The organism is Glycomyces sp. TRM65418, from assembly GCF_019710475.1.
In the GTDB taxonomy this organism is placed as follows: domain Bacteria; phylum Actinomycetota; class Actinomycetes; order Mycobacteriales; family Micromonosporaceae; genus Glycomyces.
In genome coordinates this window covers 176,167-188,830 of sequence record NZ_JAJFAX010000007.1, presented here as the reverse complement: position 1 = coordinate 188,830, position 12,664 = coordinate 176,167, and the positions used below count along the sequence as shown (strand labels likewise).

Annotated in this window: 13 protein-coding genes; 2 read left to right on the top strand and 11 right to left on the bottom strand. The window is 72.2% G+C overall.

The genetic code is table 11. The features are described 5' to 3' along the window. Positions 1-65 precede the first annotated feature (65 nt). Positions 66-728, top strand: a complete 663-nt coding sequence (locus tag K3N28_RS16710; protein ID WP_228093738.1) for a hypothetical protein — start codon at positions 66-68, stop codon at positions 726-728. 57 nt (positions 729-785) lie between these two features. Here the strand turns inward: K3N28_RS16710 and disA are convergent, their stop codons facing one another. From disA to K3N28_RS16670, 8 genes are all read right to left on the bottom strand, one after another. After that, positions 786-1,865: a DNA integrity scanning diadenylate cyclase DisA gene (gene disA, locus K3N28_RS16705; protein ID WP_374209804.1), complete on the bottom strand. Its 1,080-nt coding sequence runs from the start codon at positions 1,863-1,865 to the stop codon at positions 786-788. A 230-nt stretch (positions 1,866-2,095) separates the two neighbouring features. Next, positions 2,096-2,689 (bottom strand): hypothetical protein, encoded by a 594-nt coding sequence (locus K3N28_RS16700; protein ID WP_228093734.1) that lies wholly within the window; start codon positions 2,687-2,689, stop codon positions 2,096-2,098. A 274-nt stretch (positions 2,690-2,963) separates the two neighbouring features. Further along, the gene (locus tag K3N28_RS16695) at positions 2,964-4,565 is read right to left on the bottom strand and encodes a glycoside hydrolase family 13 protein (protein WP_228093733.1); all 1,602 of its coding nucleotides are present in this window, start codon (positions 4,563-4,565) and stop codon (positions 2,964-2,966) included. A gap of 22 nt (positions 4,566-4,587) precedes the next feature. Then, the gene (locus K3N28_RS16690; RefSeq protein ID WP_228093731.1) at positions 4,588-5,931 is read right to left on the bottom strand and encodes a Gfo/Idh/MocA family protein; all 1,344 of its coding nucleotides are present in this window, start codon (positions 5,929-5,931) and stop codon (positions 4,588-4,590) included. Between the two features lie 5 nt (positions 5,932-5,936). Next, on the bottom strand, positions 5,937-6,812 hold the full coding sequence (locus K3N28_RS16685; protein ID WP_228093729.1) for a carbohydrate ABC transporter permease: 876 nt from the start codon (positions 6,810-6,812) through the stop codon (positions 5,937-5,939). Continuing rightward, on the bottom strand, positions 6,809-7,822 hold the full coding sequence (locus tag K3N28_RS16680) for a carbohydrate ABC transporter permease (protein WP_228093727.1): 1,014 nt from the start codon (positions 7,820-7,822) through the stop codon (positions 6,809-6,811). The genes K3N28_RS16685 and K3N28_RS16680 overlap by 4 nt, the downstream gene beginning before the upstream one ends. A 146-nt stretch (positions 7,823-7,968) precedes the next feature. Next, positions 7,969-9,342 (bottom strand): ABC transporter substrate-binding protein, encoded by a 1,374-nt coding sequence (locus K3N28_RS16675; RefSeq protein WP_228093725.1) that lies wholly within the window; start codon positions 9,340-9,342, stop codon positions 7,969-7,971. A gap of 409 nt (positions 9,343-9,751) precedes the next feature. Then, positions 9,752-10,624 carry an alpha/beta fold hydrolase gene (locus K3N28_RS16670; RefSeq protein WP_228093722.1) on the bottom strand — a complete coding sequence of 291 codons (873 nt, stop codon included), beginning with the start codon at positions 10,622-10,624 and terminating at the stop codon, positions 9,752-9,754. 230 nt (positions 10,625-10,854) lie between these two features. On the opposite strand from K3N28_RS16670, the gene K3N28_RS16665 reads away from it, so the two are divergent. Next, a complete protein-coding gene (locus tag K3N28_RS16665) occupies positions 10,855-11,433 on the top strand; it encodes a dihydrofolate reductase family protein (RefSeq protein WP_228093721.1) in 579 nt (192 codons plus the stop codon). Between the two features lie 7 nt (positions 11,434-11,440). Here the strand turns inward: K3N28_RS16665 and K3N28_RS16660 are convergent, their stop codons facing one another. From K3N28_RS16660 to K3N28_RS16650, 3 genes are read right to left on the bottom strand one after another with little or no spacing between them, the layout of a single operon-like run. Then, positions 11,441-11,773 carry a YnfA family protein gene (locus tag K3N28_RS16660; protein WP_228093719.1) on the bottom strand — a complete coding sequence of 111 codons (333 nt, stop codon included), beginning with the start codon at positions 11,771-11,773 and terminating at the stop codon, positions 11,441-11,443. Positions 11,774-11,801: 28 nt separating this feature from the next. Beyond that, positions 11,802-12,230: a MerR family transcriptional regulator gene (locus tag K3N28_RS16655; RefSeq protein ID WP_228093717.1), complete on the bottom strand. Its 429-nt coding sequence runs from the start codon at positions 12,228-12,230 to the stop codon at positions 11,802-11,804. Further along, positions 12,227-12,661, bottom strand: a complete 435-nt coding sequence (locus K3N28_RS16650) for a hypothetical protein (protein WP_228093715.1) — start codon at positions 12,659-12,661, stop codon at positions 12,227-12,229. The genes K3N28_RS16655 and K3N28_RS16650 overlap by 4 nt, the downstream gene beginning before the upstream one ends. Between the last annotated feature and the right edge of the window lie 3 nt (positions 12,662-12,664).

The window sequence follows — 12,664 nt, the reverse complement described above, 5'->3', positions numbered from 1 at the left end:
TCCTGAGTCGGCGGCGACGCGTGTAATTCCGCTCTCATGCCGTCACCTTGCGTTAGCGTCCCGGCGTGCAGGGTTTCAAGGGCAAGTTCGTGAAGGGTTCGGAGCCCGAGTCGGTCTACTGGAAGCGGCGGGCGATCGTGGCCGGGGCCGTGCTCGTGCTCGTCCTCGCGGTGGTGCTGGGCCTCAGCGCGCTCGGCGGCGGCGATGACGGCTCCTCGGTCGAGGCCGACGCCGCCCGGAACCAGTGGCGGACGCCCTCGCCTTCGGCGACCTTGCAGCGGCCGTACGTCCCCGAGACGCCCACGGCGGCCGAGCCGAGCGAAGTGCCGACCTCGACCGCCCCGCCGGTCGTCGCGTGCCCGGCCGAGGACCTCATGCTGCAGGTGGTCGCCGCGTTCGACGAGGTGCGCTCGGGCTCGGAGGTGCCGGTGAGCGTCCTGGTCGCCAGCAGTGCGGACACGCCGTGCACCGCCGATCTGCGCCAGGTCGCCGTCGAGCTGGCCGCCGGGGAGGACGTCGTCTACTCGACCGCGCACTGCGAGACCCCGCAGGGCGAGGAGGTCGAGCTGAGCGACGGCGCGGGCCAGACGGTCGAGTTCACCGTGGACGGCCTGGCGTCGGACGAGGCCTGCCAGGGGGCGCGGCGGGAGCTTCCCGCGGGCGAGTACGAGCTGCGGGCCCGCCTGGGCGAGGCCCTCTCGTCCCCGACGAAGCTGCGCCTGACCTAGCGTCCGGCCCGTCAGTCGGACCGGTCCACGGCCGGCCGGCGGCGCGCCGGGCCGGTGTCAGATGTATCGGTCGAGGATCGAGACCTCGGCCAGCCGGGTCAGCGACTCGCGGATGGTCTGGGCCCGTCCGGGCCCGATCCCGTCGACGCTCTGCAGCGCCTCCACCGTCACCCCCAGCAGCTCCGGCAGCGCCCCGAACCGCTCCACGACCCGCTCGATCACGGCCTCGGGCAGCCGGGGCACCTTGGCGAGCATCCGGTAGCCGCGAGGGCTGACGCGCCGGTCGAGCACGTCCGGGGAGTTCGGGTAGCCCAGCGACCGCGCGACCGCGGTCAGGTCGAGCAGTTCGGGCGAACCCATGTCGTCCACCTTCTGCAGCGCCTTGCGGTAGTCGGCCCCGTCGGGCAGGTAGTCGCGCACGATGAGCTCGCGATCGGCGTCCACCCCGGCCATGAGCTCGTCGAGCTGCAGCGCGAGGAGCCGCCCGTCGGTGCCGAGCTCGATGACGTGGCCTTCGACCTCGTCGGCGATGTGGCGCGCCATCTCGAGCCGCTGGAGGACGGTCACCGCGTCGCGCACGGTCACGAGGTCCTCGATCTCCAGGCTGGAGAGCGTCCCGGCGACCTCGTCGAGGCGCTGCTTGTAGCGCTCGAGCGTCGCGAGGGCCTGATTGGCGCGCGAGAGGATCTGCGTCGGCGGTTCGAGCAGGTGGTGCACGTACCCCATGTAGAGGCCGATGGTGTGCATCGACTGGCTCACGGAGATGACCGGCAGGCCGGTCTGGATCGCGACGCGCTCGGCGGTGCGGTGCCTGGTGCCCGACTCGTTGGAGTGGATCGACGGGTCGGGCATGAGGTGGACGCCCGCGCGGACGATCCGGGAGCCGTCCGTGGTGAGCACCACCGCCCCGTCCATCTTGCACAGTTCGCGCAGGCGGGTCGCGGAGAACTCGATGTCGAGCTCGAAGCCGCCGGTGCAGAGCTCCTCGACCTGGCTGTCGCAGCCGATGACGATGAGCGCGCCGGTGCGGCCCCGCAGGATGCGCTCCAGGCCGTCGCGCAGCGCGGTGCCTGGTGCCATGGTGGCCAGCGTCGCGCGCAGGCCCTCGTCCGGGATCGACCCCACGGGTACCCCCAATGCTGGATGGACCGCCGGCGCTCGATGCCGGGCGGTTGATGCGACCTCTCGCTCAGGGGTGGAGCGGTCGGGTCGACTCCAGTGTACGGATCACCGGGCCGCGGCAGGGACCGGCATTTGGGGCGAGCCGCGCATCCCGCCAGGTGAGGTCGATCCGCGGGGCGCCTGATGTGCGTGGAGCGGACGGCGGGACCGAGGTTCCGCCGGCGGCGCGCGCCCCGGACGGGGCCTCAGAGCCGGTCGACGACCTGGACGTGGCCCGGCGCGTAGGAGGCCAGGCGCGCCAGGAGCTGCTGCGGCTCGGTCGCGAAGTCCTTGCAGCGCACGGCGAGGTCGAACCCGGCGACCAGGCCCTCGGTGGCGCGGTTGGCCTCGCGCAGCACCGAGCGGCCGATGAACCCGGGCCGGTCGGAGCCGCCGCGCCCGAGGTACACGTCGGCGGCGAAGAGCAGGTACGAGGTCCCGCGGCGGCGGGAGCCGACGTGGATCGCGGCGAGCTCCTCGACGTTGCTCCAGGGGATGAGCAGGCTCTTGCCGAAGCCGGGGCGCACGCGCAGCCCGAAGTGGTTGACCATGAGCTTCGGCGGGCGCACGAGCGGCACGAGGAACGCGGTCGCGCCGAGCAGGCCCATGACCATGAAGAACCAGGGGAGCGCGGCCACGGGGTTGGGCTCGCCGGAGTCGAGGGTGCCCGGCTCGGTGCGGACGAGCGCGTAGAGCGCGCCGACGAGCGCGGCGCACGCGAGGGAGTAGAGGACCAGGGACGAGATCCGACGGGTGGGTGAACTGCGCTCGATGACGATCCATTCCGAGCTTCTGCGCACGGTTCACCTCCCGATCCGCAACTGTAGCGAGGGTCGGCGACACGCGCCACGGACCGTGAGGGCCTGCGGCCGAACGGCCCGCCACCGCACTGCCCGCTCGCGCCCGCCGGCGAGCGTTCCGCTCGGTCCCGCGCCGCGCGCCACGGACCGCGCGAGCCCGACTCAGTCCGGCTCGCCGCCGCGCCGCCCCTGAGCGGCCTCACCGGGGGAGCCCGCTCGGCTCCGCTGCACCCCGGCCCCCGCCGCGCCTCGCACTGCGAGCGCCTCGGAGCGTTCAGCCGCTCGTGCGCAGCCACACCGCCGCGTCCGGGGGCAGCTTGCCCTCCCCGGCCGCCGTCTCGACCAGCGCGGCGCTGGCGAGCATCGGCGCGCCCGCCGGGAGCGCCACCGGATGGTCCGACAGGTTCACCACGCATGCGAACCCCGGCTCGCGCTCGAACGCCAGCACGCCCGCCTCGCTCTCCAGCCAGCGCATCCCGCCGTCGCCGAGCGCCGGCTCCTCCCGCCTGATCCGCAGCGCCATCCGGTACAGCGACAGCATCGACGCCGGGTCCACGGCCTGCCGGTCCGCCGTCAGCTCGTGCCACTCCGGCGGCTGCGGCAGCCACGACCCGTTCGCGCCGAACCCGAACGGCGGCGCGTCGCCGCTCCACGGCAGCGGCACGCGGCAGCCGTCCCGGCCCGGGTCGGCCCCGCCGGTCCGCGCGAAGACCGGGTCCTGCCGCGCCTCGTCGGGCAGGTCGAACACCTCCGGCAGCCCGAGCTCCTCGCCTTGGTACACGTAGACGCCGCCCGGCAGCGCCATGTCCAGCAGGACCGCCGCCCGGGCGCGCCGCCGCCCCAGGTCGAGGTCCGTGGGGGCCTCCACGTCGCGGATCCGCTTCACGAAGCGGGTGTCCTCGCGCCCGTACCGGGTCACGTGCCGCGTGACGTCGTGGTTGGAGAGCACCCAGCTCGGCGGCGCGCCGACCCGCGCGTGCGTCGCGAGGGTCCGGTCGATCACCGCCCGCAGTTCCCCGGCCTCCCACGGGCACTTGAGGAACGCGAAGTTGAACGCCGTGTGCAGCTCGTCCGGCCGCAGGTAGCGGGCGAACCGCTCGGGGTCGTCGAGCCAGATCTCGCCGATGAAGACCCGGTCGCCGCCGTACCCGTCGAGCATCCGCCGCCAGTCGCGGTAGATGTCGTGGACCTCGGGCCGGTCCTTGTCCGGCCCGGGCCCGGTGTCCTCGAAGGAGGTGACGGGCCCGACCTGGCCGGGCTTGTCGGGCAGTCCCGCCTCCTTCACCAGGCGCGCCGCCACGTCGATGCGGAAGCCGTCCACGCCCCGGTCGAGCCAGAACCGCAGGATCGAGACGAACTCGGCGCGCACCTCCGGGTGCTCCCAGTTCAGGTCCGGCTGGGAGGCGTCGAACAGGTGCAGGTACCACTGCCCGTCCGCCACCTGCGACCAGGCCGGGCCGCCGAACCGCGACAGCCAGTTGTTCGGCTCGTCCCGGAAGTGGTAGCGCTCGCGCTCGGGCGATCCGGGCCCGGCCCGCAGCGCCTCCTGGAACCACACGTGCTGGTCGGAGGTGTGGTTCGGGACGATGTCCACGATGACCTTCAGGCCGTGCTGATGCGCGGCGCCGATGAGCCGCTCGGCGTCCTGGAGCGTGCCGAAGGCCGGGTCGATCGCCCGGTAGTCGGTCACGTCGTAGCCGCCGTCGGCCATCGGCGAGCGGTACCAGGGGCTGAGCCACAGGGCGTCCACGCCCAGGTCCCGCAGGTAGGGCAGCCGCGATTCGAGACCGCGGAGGTCGCCGAGCCCGTCACCGTCGCCGTCCGTGAAGCTGCGCAGGTAGACCTGATAGATCGCCGCGTCCCGCCACCAGCTCATGCACTCTCCCAACGCTTGCGGTTCACGCGCCCCAATGGACGGTGCGCCCTTCGATCCGCGACCGCTCGGCCGCGAACGCCATCCGGTGGCTGTCCAATGAGGCCTCCAGGTCGGTCGCGCCGCGGTCGCCGCCCGGACGGGTCTCGGCGAGCGCGGTGACGAACGCGTCGATGAGCGCCGCGTCGCCGCCCGAGTGCCCCCGGTGGTCGGGCTCGCCCTCGGCGGTCACCGGTCCCGCGCGCATCTCCGTGACACTGTGCCCCATCGGCGGGCGTGTGAAACGCCGCGTCACGCGCGCCTCGGGCAGTTCCGGCAGCGCCGCGGTCGGCGAGAACAGGTCGGCCTCCACGACGCCGGTGCGCAGGTTCCCGGCGATCTCCCCGCGGGTGCAGGTCAGCCGCACGGTCCGCGTGTTCTGGCCGGTGAACGCGGAGGTCGAGAGGGTCGCCGACAGGCCGCTGGGGAAGTCGACGACGGTCTGCTGGTGGTCCACGACGTCGTTGTCCGAGCGGTACACGCACCGCCCGTACGGCCCGCGCCGCAGCGCCGCCGTCCGGCCCTGGGGGGTGAGGTCGTCGCCGAGGAGCGCGACGGGCCAGCCGTCGACGTCAGCGAGGGCGTCGACGTAGTAGCGCGGCGCGTAGAACGGGCACGACTCGGCGGCCGGGCACCCGTCGAGGCAGCGTTCCGGCGCGCCTTCGGGGGCGTGCTCGGGACGGAAGTGCGTCAGGCTGCCGTTGCTCGCGATCGAACTCGGGGCCTCCCCGGCGAACCAGCGGATCACGTCGAGGTCGTGGCAGGTCTTGGCGAGCACCATCGGGCTGGAGGCGGCGAGGCTGCGCCAGTTGCCGCGCACGTAGGAGTGCGCGAAATGCCAGAACCCGATGTTCTCCTCGACGCGCATGGTGACGAGCCGCCCGATCGCCCCCGAGTCGACGATGCGGCGGATCGTGCGCCAGAACGGCTGGTAGCGCATCACGTGCCCGATCCAGATCCGCGCCCCGTGCGCCCGGGCGGCCGCGGCGAGCCCTTCGAGGTCCTCCGGCGCGGTCGCGGCGGGCTTCTCCAGCAGGATCGGCACGCCGGCGTCGATGGCGGCCAAGGCGGCCGGGACGTGGATCAGGTCGGGCAGGGCGATCACGACGGCGTCCAGCCCGATCACGTCGGCGTCGGCGATGAGGTCGCGCCAGTCGGGGTAGCGGTGCTCCTTCGCGACGCCCCCGGCCTCGGCGAGCCGCTCGCGGCGGTGCGGCAGCGGATCGGCCACGGCCGCGACCTGCGCCCGGTCGGGGTGCTCGGCCGCCCAGCGCGCGTACGTGTCGGAGCCGCGCGCCCCGGCGCCGAGGATGCCCAGTCGGACCACCATGCGGTTCACCCTTTCTCCGCGCCGGACGTGAGCCCGGTGACGAGCAGCCGCTGCGCCAGGAAGAACCCCGCGACCACCGGCACGGTGATCGCGATCGACCCGGCCATGAGCACGGTGGTCGGCACCGAGAACTCGGTGAGCTGCGCGATCCCGAGCGAGATCGTCCACCGGTCCCGGTCGGCGACGAGGAACAGCAGCGCGAACAGGTATTCGTTCCAGGCGATCATGAACACGTAGAGGGCGGTGGCCGCCACGCCGGGCAGCGCGAGCGGCAGCACGACGCGGCGGATGAGCGCGAGCCGCCCGCACCCGTCGATCATCGCCGCCTCCTCCACTGAGGACGGCACGGCCATCATGTAGGTGCGGAGCATGTAGAGCGCGACCGGCACGGTCTGCGCCACGTACACGAGCACGAGGCCCACGAGCGACCCGGCGAGCCCGACCCGGTTGAGCAGCACGAACAGCGGCACGGCGAGGACGATCCCGGGCAGGAGGTAGACCCCGAGGAACACGACGTTCACGGCGTTGCGCCCGAAGAACCGCAGCCGCACGGCCGCGTACGCGCCGAGGACGCTGAATGCGATCGCGAGCGCGGCCGTCGCGACGGCGACCTGGACCGAGTTCCACATGTTCCCGCCGAGGCCGTACTCGGCCATGGCGGTCGGATAGGAGTCGAAGGTGATCTCACCGGGCGAGGGGAAGAGCTGCAGCGGCTCGGCGACGACGGACTGGAACGGGCGGATCGAGAGCAGGAAGCCGTAGAGGAGCGGACCGGCGGTCACGATCACCGCGACGGTGATGACGACGAAGCGGAGGACCCCGAGCACGCGGTCCTCGGCGCTGCGGCGGGTGCGGCGGCGTTTCGAGTCGGTGGCGCTCATGCCTGCTCCCGCTTGATCATCCACGCGTAGACGGCGACCACGGCCAGGAGCATCCCGGTCATGAGCAGGCCCGTCGCGCTCGCCGTGCCGATGTTCGCGCGCACCACCAGCTCCGTGTAGACGCGCACCGCGAGCACCTCGGTGCCGCCGGAGCCGCCGGTGAGCAGGTAGATGTCGTTGAAGTTCTGGAAGGACCACAGGAACCGCAGGACCGCGAGCAGCGCCATCACGCCCGCGAGCTGGGGCAGCAGCAGGTGCCAGAAGACGCGGACCTTCCCGGCGCCGTCGATCTCGGCCGCCTCCTCGATGTCGTCGGGCGCCACCTGGAGCCGGGCCGTGATGAACAGGAACGCGAGCGGGCTGGTCTTCCACACCTCGAACGCGATGACGCAGAGCAGCGCGACCGGGACCTCGAACGGCCCGACGTCGCGGCTGGTCGTGGTGAGGAACGCGATCGGCTCGGCCCAGCCGAGCCACTCGACGCCGACGGCGTTGACCAGGCCGTAGCCGGGGTTGAGGAGGGTCTTCCAGATCGTGGTGGCGGCGACGACCGGGAGGACGTAGGGGATGAGCACGAGCGCGCGGATGATCCCGCGCCCGGGGAACGGCCGGCGCAGGGCCAGGGCCACGGCGAGCCCGACGAGGACGGCCCCGGCCGAGGAGGCGGCGGCGTAGACGACGGTGGTCCAGGCGGCGGACCAGAACCGCGGCGAATTCCAGACGCCGGTGACGTTGTCGCCGGTGAACTCGAGGTTGTCGATGTAGAGGCGCGGGATGTCGACCAGGCGCACGTCGAGGAACGCGAAGAGGACGACCGCCAGGAAGGGCAGCACCGCGAACAGGAGCACCACGAGCACGGTGGGGCTCACGAGGACGCGGCCGTGCAGGTCCTCGCGGCGCGAGAGCGTCAGCGGTTTGCGGCGGTGCGGCTTCGACGGGCCGGGACCGGAATCGGGGTCGGGCCGGACCGCGGTGGCCGTGGCGGCGCGGGCGGCCCTGGCGGCGGGCACGCCGACAGCGCTCGGGTGCGTCGGGGAAGGCCCCCCGGTTTCAACGGTGCCACGGGGGTCCGACATCGCTTGGCGGTCGCTGTCCGAAAGGGGCGGACCGTCCGCCTCGTCGGCCTTGCCGCCGCTCCCCGGCGAGCCTGCGGTCATCAGCCCAGGTCCTGCTGCGCCGCTTCCACGGCCTCGGCCATCGACGCCGCGACCTCCGCCGGCGGGGCGCCGTCGAACAGCGCCTCGGCCTCGGTCGCGAGGATCGTCTGCGAGAACACGATCCCCGCCAGCTCGGCGTCGTCGGTCCCCCAGCCCCAGCGCGTGAACTCCTCGGCCCCGGCCGCGAGCCGGTCGACCAGCTCAGGCCCGTAGACCTCCGCGATCGACAGGTCCTGCGAGTCGTCGTTGCCGAACCGCAGCTCCGACCACGCGTCCAGGTACTCGGTCGAGCCCGCCTCCGGGCCCGGCCGGACCGGGATGCGGCCCTCGGTCGCCGAGGCGAGATTGTCCACATAGCCCTCTGACAGCATGAACTCGATGAAGGACTTCGCGTCCTCCACGTTCGCGCCGGTCGGAATCCCGTAGTTCGTCGTCTGCCCGTACTCCACGGGCTCCTCGGTGCCGTTGCCGGTGAACGTGGTCAGGAACGCGGTGTTCTCGGCGAGGTACCGGGGATCGTCCGCGCATTCCGGGCAGCTCACCGGGTTGTCGACGTCGAGTCCGGCGATCTCGTCGACGATGTGCGAGGAGAACAGCAGCATGGCGGCCGACCCGGAGAGGTACGCGGCCCGTGCGGCGTCGACGTTCATCTGCGCCGACCCGGCCGCGTCGGCGAGCCGCTGGTAGTGGGCGAGGCCGTCCACGCACTCGGGCGAGTCGATGGCGACCTCGCCGTCCACGGCGAGCCGGCATCCGAAGGGGAGCAGCATCGACTCGATGCCCTCCTGCGTGTAGACGTCACCGGGCGTGGTCCCGATGGCGATGCCCGCCATGCCGTCCGCCTGCAGCGTCTCGGCCGCGGCGACGAGGTCGGCCACCGACCGGGGCGGCTCGAGCCCGGCGTCCTCGAACAGGTCGGTGCGGTAGGCGATCGTGTGGCCCCACCCGTCGGAGGGGACGGCGTGCAGGGCGCCGTCGATGGTCACCATGTCGAGCGCGGCCCGGCTGAAGGTGTCCTCGCCCAGGCTGTCGACGATCTCCTGCGGCGCTTCGTCGTCGAGCAGTCCTTGGGCCGCCCAGGCGGCGGTGCTCGACGGGCTGTGCGCGATGACGTCGGGCACGTCGCCCGACGCGGCCGAGGTGACGAGCGTCTGCCCGGCCTGCTGGGGTTCGAGCGGCACCATCTCGACTTCGATGCCGGTGGCCTCGGTGAACGCGTCGATCACCGGTTGCTGGATCGCGATCCGCTCCGGCGTGGTGTACGGGGTCCAGAAGACGATCGAACCGTCGCCTTCCTCGGATTCCTCTGGGCTGCAAGCAGATACGGCGAGCAGCAGCATCGAGGCCGCCATGCAGGTCGTCATTGTCCTCATAGCCGCTCCTAAGGGGCGAATCGGCGCGAACAGCGTCCAATGCGCACTATAACGGCTGTGGGTGGCCGAACGGTACCCCTCAGTGCATGCGATCGGGACGCTTTTGCAACGACTTCGGGTCCGGCGGCTGCTGGCGCTCGCGACCGGATGACCGCCGATGGGTCGGCTCCGCCGAAAGACGAAAGCCCGGCGGTGGAGAGCACCACTGGGCCCCGAGTACGGGAGGCCTACGAGCCCGGTGCGGACGTCTTGTCCGCTGTCGGGCCTCCCAAGTAGCCTGGTGGATGCCATCTGGAAGGTCCGTTCTTCCGTTGGCGAAGGCTTCCTGCCCGGTGCAAGCGGGCAGGAAGCCGCTTTTGCGCGAGGCCCAGTGGTCGAGGCCCGCCTGCGCGAGCCGAGGGAGGCTCCCTCAAGCCGCGACGCTGCCGAGGAACCCCCGGAGTGCGGTGGTGAACTCGGCGGGCCGCTCCAGGTGCGGGGCGTGCCCGGTGTCGGGCATGTCGAAGCGCTGCGCGCCCGGGATGCCGTGCTCGGGGTCGGTGAGCAGGTCGGACACCGCCTGGATCTCGGGCACGTCGGCCAAGCCGTTGACCACCAAGGCGGGCACTTCGATCTCACGGAGGCGTTCATCGGCGGGCGACTCCGGTTGCCGCTCGACGGGGGCGGGCTCGGTCCAGGCGCGCCGCAGGTAGCCCCGGAACATCGCCACCGCACGGGTCCAGACCTCCGCCGGCAGGTCCCGCTCGGTTCGATCGGGTCCGGCGATCATCCAGCGGAGGTGGGCCTCGACGAACACGTCGAGGTCGGTTTCGAGTTCGGCGACCTCGGCCCCGGCGCCGACGCGATAGCGTTCCAGCCGCTCGGCCGGGACGGTGCTGTGGACGCGGGCGACCGCTTGATCGATGAACGTCGTCGGCCAGACATGCCCGACGAGCCCGGACGACACCAGCACCAGCCGCTCGACGCGGTCCGGTGCCGCCAAGGCGGTCTCGACGGCATGGCCGCCGCCCATCGAGTTCCCGACCAGCGTCGCCCGCTCGATCCGCAGCTCGTCCATGAGCGCGAGCAGGTCCTCGTGGTGCGCGAACTCGCCGGTGCCGCTCTCGGACTCGCCATAGCCGCGCCAGTCATGGCGGACGACCCGGTGGCCGGTCGCAAGGTCCGCGAACTGGTGGTCCCACGCACGCTTGTCGAGCAGACCGCCGTGGATCAACATGACCGCCGGGCCGTCGCCGGCCGCCTCGTAACTGATCCTGACGCCATTGACCATCGCCTTCGCCATGACTGCAACCTATCCGTGAGGGTGCAGAGCGACAACCATGTTCGCTTGCAGGAGACAGGGCATCGCGAGCGAGCGGATCAGTGCGTCCTCCGCGGCGACTCATGCGGCCCTTCGAGCGGTGGTGAGGCGGCGGGGCCGACGGCCCGCTTTTCATGTCCTCCTGTCGATGAATTCCATCGAGCTGCTCAGTCGGTACTGGTAGACGATCCACCGCACTCGAGGAGCACATCATGACCGTTCCCTACACGTTCGACGTCTTCACCAGTCTCGACGGCTTCGGCTCCGTCAGCGGCAACTGGAGCGGCTACTGGGGCAAGCAGGGTCCCGAGCTGCTCGACCACCGTCTCGAGGTGTACGGCCGGGAACAGCGGCTGGTGCTCGGCGCCAACACGTTCCGGGCGTTCGAGCAGATGCTCGCCTCCAGCACCGAGGAGTCCGACGTCCGCGATCCGTGGGTCACCCGGATGCGGCACCTGCCGACCACCGTGGTGTCCACGACCCTCGAAGGGCCTCTCGACTGGCCCGACGCCACGCTCGTCAGCGGCGACGCCGTCGAAGTCGTCGCCCGGCTCAAGGAGGAGTCCGACGTCCCGCTGCGCTCGCACGGCAGCCTCTCGATGAACCGGGCGCTGATGGCCGCCGGTCTGGTCGACCGCGTCCAGGTGACGCTCTTCCCCGTGATCACCGGTCAGACCGGACTGGAGCCGATCTTCCAAGGCGCGGCCGACTTCGACCTCGAGCTGATCGAGCACCGGACGCTCGACGGACGCACTCAAGAGCTCGTCTACCGGCCCACCTTGCACGTCTGAGCAGACTTCAGGTGCGAGGGGCGTACATGATGACGGCGACCCCGAGCAGGCAGATGGCCGCCCCGATCACATCCCATCGGTCGGGGCGGAAACCGTCGACGATCATGCCCCAGGCCAAGGACCCGGCGACGAAGATCCCGCCGTATGCGGCGAGGATGCGCCCGAAGTTCGGGTCGGGCTGGAACGTGGCGACGAAGCCGTAGGCGCCCAGGGCCATGATCCCGGCGGCGATCCAGAGGATGCCGCGATGTTCCCGCACGCCCTGCCAGACCAGCCAGGCGCCGCCGATCTCGGCGATGGCGGCCAGGACGAACAGGAAGACGGAGCGGGCTGTGTCCACGGGCGCGACCCTAGCAGCCCGGTCCCGGTCAGGGCCGCGCTGCGGGGAACGGCAGCGGGCATTCCGGGGTGGTCGCGCAGGTCTCGGGGTCGTCGCATCCGGCGGTCACGGCTCCTCGCAGCAGCTCGGCGACGGCTTCGAGGCCGGCGATGCGCTCCTCGATCTGCGCGAGCTTGGCGCGGGCGCCGGCTTGGAGGCCGCCGCCGGGGCCGCGTCGACGCCGGTGGGGGTCGGTCAGGTCCGCGATCTCGTCCAGCGTGAACCCGAGCCGCTGGGCGGCCCTGATCACCCGCAGTCGGTTCACGGTCTCGGTCGAATACAGCCGGTGGCCGCCGAGAGTCCGCTCCACTGCGGACAGCAATCCGCGCCGCTCGTAATAGCGCAGCGTCTCCCGGCCGATCCCGACCGCCTCGGCGACCTGCCCGGGGCGCAGCCGGTCGTCCCCGTTCGCGTTCATGCCGCCGCCCTGGCGGTCTCGGCCTGAGCGGCCAGGCCGTCGAGCACCTCGGTCCTGCCCTGGGGCACCGACACCTCCAGCGTGAGGGTGTGCTCGACGGCCGTGAGGGCGAAGGCGAAGAACCCGCAGCAGCCGGTCTCGCGCACGGCCAGCTCGGCGGCCCTTGCGGCCGCGGCCGGGTCGGGGGACAGCGCCATGCGCAGGCGGGTCGGCGCGGGACGGTCGAGGCCGGTGACGGCGGTGGCGAACAGATCCTCGAACTCGGCGAGGCGCAGCGGCCGCTCCGCGGTGGGCAGCTCGCACGCGTCGGCCGGCACCCACGCCAGGCCGTGTTCCGCCGCCGGATCACCGGCGGTGCCCGGCAGCGCGAGCCGTTCGCGCCCGTCCGGTTCGCCGGCTTCGGTCGCTTCGGTGATCGGCGATGCGGTCATGGC

What these genes read in the sequence shown, in the direction of transcription:
- K3N28_RS16655 (WP_228093717.1), bottom strand. Translation starts at nt 12,230, where the DNA reads ATGAACGCGAACGGGGACGACCGGCTGCGCCCCGGGCAGGTCGCCGAG.
- K3N28_RS16695 (WP_228093733.1), bottom strand. Translation starts at nt 4,565, where the DNA reads ATGAGCTGGTGGCGGGACGCGGCGATCTATCAGGTCTACCTGCGCAGC.
- K3N28_RS16650 (WP_228093715.1), bottom strand. Translation starts at nt 12,661, where the DNA reads ATGACCGCATCGCCGATCACCGAAGCGACCGAAGCCGGCGAACCGGAC.
- K3N28_RS16685 (WP_228093729.1), bottom strand. Translation starts at nt 6,812, where the DNA reads ATGAGCGCCACCGACTCGAAACGCCGCCGCACCCGCCGCAGCGCCGAG.
- K3N28_RS16675 (WP_228093725.1), bottom strand. Translation starts at nt 9,342, where the DNA reads ATGAGGACAATGACGACCTGCATGGCGGCCTCGATGCTGCTGCTCGCC.
- K3N28_RS16670 (WP_228093722.1), bottom strand. Translation starts at nt 10,624, where the DNA reads ATGGCGAAGGCGATGGTCAATGGCGTCAGGATCAGTTACGAGGCGGCC.
- K3N28_RS16665 (WP_228093721.1), top strand. Translation starts at nt 10,855, where the DNA reads ATGACCGTTCCCTACACGTTCGACGTCTTCACCAGTCTCGACGGCTTC.
- K3N28_RS16690 (WP_228093731.1), bottom strand. Translation starts at nt 5,931, where the DNA reads ATGGTGGTCCGACTGGGCATCCTCGGCGCCGGGGCGCGCGGCTCCGAC.